7 protein-coding genes are annotated in these 7,066 nt (G+C 49.4%); all 7 read right to left on the bottom strand.

Annotation, left to right across the window (positions count from 1 at the left end; all coding sequences use genetic code 11):
- A partial coding sequence (locus ULO1_RS15140; RefSeq protein ID WP_200805652.1) for a glutamate mutase L occupies positions 1–808 on the bottom strand: 808 nt, incomplete at its 3' end.
- Complete coding sequence (gene glmS, locus ULO1_RS06345; protein ID WP_078664325.1) at positions 783–1,232, bottom strand: methylaspartate mutase subunit S; 450 nt, start codon at positions 1,230–1,232, stop codon at positions 783–785. The genes ULO1_RS15140 and glmS, both read right to left, overlap by 26 nt.
- A 16-nt stretch (positions 1,233–1,248) precedes the next feature.
- Positions 1,249–2,046 (bottom strand): glutamate racemase, encoded by a 798-nt coding sequence (gene murI / locus ULO1_RS06340; protein ID WP_078664326.1) that lies wholly within the window; start codon positions 2,044–2,046, stop codon positions 1,249–1,251.
- 11 nt (positions 2,047–2,057) lie between these two features.
- On the bottom strand, positions 2,058–3,026 hold the full coding sequence (locus tag ULO1_RS06335) for a GntR family transcriptional regulator (protein WP_079906974.1): 969 nt from the start codon (positions 3,024–3,026) through the stop codon (positions 2,058–2,060).
- A gap of 158 nt (positions 3,027–3,184) precedes the next feature.
- Positions 3,185–4,927, bottom strand: a complete 1,743-nt coding sequence (locus ULO1_RS06330) for an N-acetylmuramoyl-L-alanine amidase (protein ID WP_079933197.1) — start codon at positions 4,925–4,927, stop codon at positions 3,185–3,187.
- A gap of 98 nt (positions 4,928–5,025) precedes the next feature.
- On the bottom strand, positions 5,026–5,634 hold the full coding sequence (locus ULO1_RS06325) for a GerMN domain-containing protein (protein WP_079906977.1): 609 nt from the start codon (positions 5,632–5,634) through the stop codon (positions 5,026–5,028).
- 198 nt (positions 5,635–5,832) lie between these two features.
- Complete coding sequence (locus ULO1_RS06320) at positions 5,833–7,023, bottom strand: efflux RND transporter periplasmic adaptor subunit (RefSeq protein WP_079933196.1); 1,191 nt, start codon at positions 7,021–7,023, stop codon at positions 5,833–5,835.
- Positions 7,024–7,066 lie beyond the last annotated feature (43 nt).

Genomic DNA, 7,066 nt, shown 5'->3' with positions numbered 1-7,066 from the left:
CGGCAATGGAATGCACATCCGTAGTGGCCCCGCCAATGTCCACCAGCAGCAGCTCCCCCCAGCCCCTCTGGCCTGGAGTCCCCTCTGCCAGCAGCCGCGCTCCTTGTAATACTGCTGCCGGGGTAGGCATTACAATCCCCAGCAATGTTTCTGCCTTATCCAGCCCTTTAGCGGCAATAATCCGTTCCAGAAAGACTTCCCGGATGGTTTCCCGGGCCGGTTCCACATTGAGCTGATTCAGTTCTGGCATAACATTTTCCGTCACCCGCACGGGAAAACCGGCCTGGCTGAGAATCTCCGCCACCTGAGCCGCTGCCACTTTATTGCCAGCAACCACCACCGGTACCCGTAAAGAGCCGGCAGCCAGAGTGTGGGCATTGGCAATGATCGTCTCCCTGTTTCCTCCATCGGTTCCTCCGGCCAGCAGGATAATATCAGGAGGTGTAGCAGCCATTTGTTCCACATCCTGCGGAGTAAGAAAACGGGAAAACACATGGGTTAGCCGCGCTCCAGCCCCCAGGGCAGCCAGGCGGGCCGCTTCCACTGTCAATTCCCGTACCAGTCCGATTGCCGCCAGCTTTAAACCCCCGGCTGCACTGGAACAGCCCAGTTTATGGGGGTAAGTCAGCGGATCTTCTCCCAGCTCTTCACCCAGCTGGCGACAGGCCCTGGTCAAACCGATATTAATATCCTCCTGAACGGTAGTAAAGGCTCTGGCCGTTCCCAGTAAACACCGTTTTTCCAGGTCTACTGCCGTTACCTTGGTGTAAGTGCTGCCGAAATCAACCAAGAGGGCCCTCGCTGTCATTGGATTCTCCCTCCCCCAAGTCCTGCCGGAGGTCTCGAATTACCACTTCCGGCAATGTGCCCGGTGGATAAACGCGATTAAAACCCATCGTTTTGAAGCGCGCCTCCACCGAAGCGAAATCCTGTTTACCTACAACCAGGTTACCGCCAGCATAAAGCAGGATATCCCCAATCCCGGCTTCAATACACTTGTCCCTTAACCCCCGGCAGTCCAGCTCACCATGCCCATACAGCGAACCCACCAGTATAGCGGCGGCATCGGTCTCAATGGCGGCATTGATAAACTCCTCCTGAGTGGCCATTACCCCTATGTTTACCACTTTAAATCCTGCAGCGGTCAGAGCGTGGTCCAGAATTTTGTTGCCAATAGCGTGAACATCAGCACCTATTACCCCCAGAACCAGGGTATTGTTTTTTCTTGCCATGACTGAATCCTCCCCGTTACCTGTCTGCCTTTTCCACCTGTTTTATAATATCTCCCAGCAGAATTTTTCCTACCCGCTGAAATTGCAGGGGATCCCCGCTGACCACAAAGCGATATTGACCCTGCCCCCCTTCTGCTGCCAGTCCTCTGCTGGCCAGCAGCTGCTCCGCTTCCCTCACCACTGCCTGGGCCGGATCCACCAGGGTGAGGTTACTGTCTGCCAGCCGGCGAATCACCGGCTCCAGGAAAGGATAGTGGGTACAACCATAAACCAGAGTATCTATGCCCTCTGCCAGTAAGGGCAGGACATATTCGCGCACCGCCTCAACCGTTTCCTCTGTATCAAAGCGACCACTCTCCACCAGCGGAACGAATTTGGGGCAAGCCTGTCCCAGCACCTCCGCCTCGGGCCGCAGAGCTTTGATCGCCGCCGGATAAGCCTGGCTGCGGGTGGTGGCTTCTGTAGCAATCACTCCAATTTTCCCGTTTTTACTGGCTGCTGCTGCCGCTTTGGCCCCGGGTTTGATCATGCCGATCATCGGGACAGGAAATTCCGCCGCCAGAGCCTCCAGGGTCAAAGAAGAGCTGGTATTACAGGCCACCAGCACCAGTTTTACTCCGGCAGCAGTCAGATACTCCATAATACCGCGGCCATAAGCCAGTAACTGTTCCCTGGTTTTTGACCCATAGGGGACATGGGCGGTATCTCCATAGTAAATCACATTTTCTGCTGGCAGATGTTTCAACAGCTCCCTGACAACAGTCAGGCCGCCCACTCCAGAATCAAATACACCTATGGGGGCAAATTTATCCACAGCAATCACCTCTATTTATCTTTAAGCTCCAGTAAAGCCGATTTTATTACATTGATAGTTTCAGGGTCAGGTAAAAACCTCATTTCAATGACATCCAGCCGGGGAACCAGTGTCTGAATCTCCTTTTTCCGGTTGGGAGAAACAATCACTGCATCCACGTCCTGCAGGAGAGCAGTCAATTCAGCCTCGTCATGACTTATTGATGTTAGCAGCTGCAAATGATTGAGTCCGGCCTGTTTCAGGGCCGCTCTGATTTTAGCCGCAAAAGTCTCGGAGAGGCAAACAATGGCCAGTTTACTACCCTGGGGATAGCGGGCAATGCGGACAATCGTTTCAATCTCCGGATTTAGAGCGATGCCCAGCACCGTCTTTTTCTTGTCGGCCACCAGTTGCTTGACTTCCTGCAAATGAAAAAAGGTAGAGACCACCAGGTCGACATTTTCCAGCACCTGATTGATTTTTGCCGGCTGGCGGCGAAAATCCTCAAGCAGGATGGGCAGGATGGTAATCCCCATACCCAGATGCATTTCCCGGCTAAAATAGTCCAGCTGTTCCCGGTTACATTCCACAAAAGCGATTTTCATGCGGGCCAGCATCTCTTTCTTCTCCCGGGCCCGCACATGGGCAATGGCCACAAATTCATCCAGGGAAAAGCCCATTTCCGCCGCCTCTTCCAGAGCCACATCGATTATCCGCAATAACCGCTCCTTCCGCCCCTCCTGGCGCAGAACAGCATCAGAATCGGTAATAAACGTCCCCCGACCCTGGGTAGAAACCAGAATCCCTTCCCCCTCCAGCTCTTTATAGGCCATGCTGACGGTATTGCGGCTGATATTGAGCATTTCCGCCAGTTCCCGCTCGGTGGGAATCTTCTGACCCGCTTCCCAGTAGCCGGTCTCGATCAAACGCTTGATTCCTTCTTTGAGCTGTATGTAGATCGGTACTCCGGACTTGCGATCTATTTCAATTTTCAGGTTCATTCCTTCACCACCTTTCTAATGGAGCATTGGACTAATGTATTAGTCCAATTCGACAAGTCTATGGCTTTTTCCTGCTAACTGCAAAATTTTTTTCTGAATATAATATGCACCAAAAATAAAAGAAAACACCTCTGCTGCACAGAGGTGCTGATGAACCTTTATTCCGTGAAATAGCGAATTATTCCCTGGGCAATGGCCCGGGCTATCTGGTCCTGAAAACCGGGATCATTAAGGAGCTGCTCCTCGGTAGGATTGCTGAGGAAGGCCGTTTCTACCAGCACACTGGGCATCCTGGTGCCTCGCAAAACCGCCAGGCCCCTGCTGTCCAGCCAGACGCCATTATTGGCTCCAAAGGCCTTGCGCTCTGGGATTTTCAAAATCTCTTCCTGAATCAGTTGCGCTAGTTTGAGACGGGCAGCAATTTCCTCAGAAGTCCGGTTTTCATTGTTGTAATAGGTAGCAGAACCATAAACACTGCTGCTAGTATTGGAATTGGCGTGGATGCTCACAAAGAGCTGGGCCTGCTGGTCGTTGGCCAGGGTATAGCGTTCCGCCAGGGTTGGGTAGGTATCCCCTTTCCGGGTCATGATGACCTGGGCCCCTTCTTCCGCCAGATACCGCCGTACCCGCTGGGCGATAGCCAGGTTTACATCCTTTTCCTTAACCTTCAGCACCCCGCCGATGGCACCGGGGTCAGTACCACCATGACCAGGATCAATCACAATCGTGCGTCCTTGCAGACGGCCCAGACCTACCAGAATCTCCAGGCTGCGCCCATCCTGACCGGGAATCAGCACCGGAGCATAAACACTGCTATATACTGCTGTCAGCACTATCCCAGCAGCATCATCTTCCAGCTGCTGGACCTGGAGTAATTCCAGCCCGGGCCAGCTTTGTCCCGCCCCATCGAAAGGATTGAGCAATTTCGCCCCTGGCAGTATCACTTTCCACTGTCTATCCTGTTTCTCCAGCACTACCTGATCGGTAACAGAGCTGTTGGCATAAACCTTAATCCTGGTGCCATCCCCTTCTTTAATGGCCCTGATGTCAATATAAAGGCCCTGCTCAGCTGGCGGCAGGTTTGGCACCGGTTCCGGCTCAGGTTTGTCCTGAGGTTGACTGCTGACAGGCGTTACCTGCGGTTTTTCCTGCACCAGCCAGCCTGCTACCCAGGCGTTATTAGCCAGCTTGTACCATATCTTGCCGTCACTGGCTGTTTGCCGGGCAACCACCTTTAATTCCTGCCCCTGTCTGGCTACCCCTACTTTGGCGTAGTTAGTGCCCGGGCCAGTCCGCAGATTGACGGTAGTAGCGATTACATAAACTGTTTTCTGCACGGCAGCCGGAGCCTGGTTAACCGGTTTTGCCTCCGGCTGAGCCAGTTTATAACTAACCAGACTTTTAAAAACCCAGCCTGTTTGTTTGCCAAATTTGACCTGCAGCCAATCTCCTTTTTGACTGAAAACCGGTAGCTTGTCCCCCTTTTTGGCTTGCCCAAGAATTTTTGCTGTTGTCGAAGGAAACTGGCGAATATTCAGCTTTGTCCCCGTTACTGTCGCATAATTGCTGCCTGTTCCAGAAGTTGTTGTTTGCTGTTGTACTGGTCGAACGGCAGTGGTCTGGGAATTAGCCGCCTGATAACTAACCAGACTTTTAAAAACCCAGCCTGTTTGTTTGCCAAATTTGACCTGCAGCCAATCTCCTTTTTGACTGAAAACCGGTAGCTTGTCCCCCTTTTTGACTTGCCCAAGAATTTTTGCTGTTGTCGAGGGAAACTGGCGAATATTCAGCTTTGTCCCCGTTACCGTTGCTGTACCGCTGGCTATGGCCCAACCTGGCAATAACAGCCAGAACAGGGAAATGAATAGCAGAAGATGAAAAATCTTGCGAGTTTTTGTCATTCTCCTCCCCCTCTTCGCTCACAGATTAGCCATTTTGTTAAAACTTCTACAAGCTTCGCTATTTTCCTGCCAGAAAAATAGAAAAAAGGCCTTGCGGCCTAATTTTTTCCTGCCGGAACTAATGTCTGATCAGGTTCTAAGGGCTGATTGATTTCCACATGCCCGCCTAAAGTTTCAATGATTTGACCCTCAACCAGAATTTGTACCTTTTTGACAGTAGGGAACTGCCCCAAAGTATTTACAATACTCCAGAGGGTGGTAATTTCCTGCTGGCTGCCGCCTTTAAAATTAGCTTTCAGGTCCCGGGAAAAATCAACCACCGCCAGCCCATCCTGCTGTATTTTCAATCCCAGCAATTTCGTCCCTGCCGGTACCGCCGGATATAACCCATGTTGTTTGGGCCCTTTGAGCAATTCCAGCAGCGCTCCTTTGCCGATCCCCTGATTTTTGTCCACCTGCCGCTGTTCTGCGATTAGCTGCCCCCGGGCATCCGGGAAATACACCAGTACTTCTTTTAATTGCGGCACTTTTTTTTGAGCCTCTTCCGGTTTACCCAGCCAGAGGGGTTTTTCTCCCCCCTGCTGAGGCTGTGTAGCTACTGGCTTGCTGCCCAGCAGGTAGGCCAGCGCCCCCTTGACGCCATTGCAGCCGCTGGTTACTGTCAGCAACAGAACCAGCATCATTATTAAGGCCAGTTTCTGTTTCATTGTCTTTTCCCTCCCAATAGATTGTCCATTACATCTTATGGGACAAGGAGGGAAAATAGAACAAGTGGTAGGTCTTCAAAGAACGATTGAACGATAAGAAACTAACGAATTGTCGCTCGGTTTTAACAAATGTTAGCAGGATGTGACTCATGTATACTATTGGAAGCCAAAGCTTGCCGGAGAATTGTACAAGGCGATCTATTCGCCAATTGCTACTTGTTCCCCTTCTTTTAATCCTGAAAGCACGACTACTTTAGTTCCACCTTGACTACCTATAGTAATTTTTCGAAGTTCCTTCTCCTTTCCTTTAACTACATTAACATAAGTTCCATCATCTCTATAGATAACTGCCTGGGATGGAATAGTAATCATTTCCTGGTTATTTTCTAATAAATATTCTACTACTACATTTTCATCAGGAAAAAATACTCCGGCTATATTATCCGCTACAACAGTAACTTCATATTGGACAGATGTGCCAATTTCATTTTTTAAATCATTGGCCAAATGAGAAATCGTAGCGATCTCTCCCTTAACTTTTTTCTGATCGTTTCCCTCGCGGTAGATAAACACTTGTTTACCTACTTCAATTTGGCCCAGCTCTTCTTCATTAACATAGGCCACAACTTCAAGCTTTGATAAATCACCCAGTATAAAAAGCCTCTGGCCTTCAATTACTTTTTCTCCCTCATCAACTAATTTTTTTAATACAGTGGTTTTCTGGTCTGATCTTATCTCTGCCTTTTTTAGTTTTTCATTAATAGCCTTAATTTCTGTTTCAATTAACTCGACTTTGCTGGCAAGTGCTTGTAGTTCCAGTTTTTGGATTTCAGCTTTTTCCTGTGCCAGGTTACTCTTTGCAACTTCAACCTCATTTAAAACACGGTAGTAACTATCTTCAAGGCGGCGTAACTCATTTTGAGCTATAGCACCATTTGCATAAAGTTCTTTTCCCTTCTCAAGTTCCTCTCGAGCCAGTTCCATTTGTCTCCACTTTTCCTTAAGCTGGAGTTCTAATTGCATCCGATTAATTGATAACTTTTGCCTGGCAGCTTCGTACTCGGCTCGAACGCTTTTTATTTCGGCTTCCTTTTTCTTTAAATCTGTCTCTAGGTCTTTATTTTGTACCCGTGCCAGTATTTCTCCTGGCTTAACCTTCTGACCTGCTTTGACCAGGACATCGGTTACCTTACCATCAAAAGGAGCAGTCGCATAATGTTTTTGGGCCAACCTGACCTTCCCGTTCATCCTTATAATCTTTATAACCTTTTCTCGACGCGCCAGGACCGTTTTACCCAGATTCTGATCATAATTAATGTTTAACAACCAGTAAATGCTAATAACACTAATAATTATCGAAGCCAGGTATACCCAGGTCCTCTTTTTCATCTTAACCTTCCCTCATTTCATAATTTTAGAGATTTAAACTTTC

Origin of the sequence: Carboxydocella sp. ULO1 (assembly GCF_002049255.1) — a bacterium.
Lineage (GTDB): Bacteria > Bacillota.
This window is presented reverse-complemented; position numbering and strand designations above follow the sequence as displayed.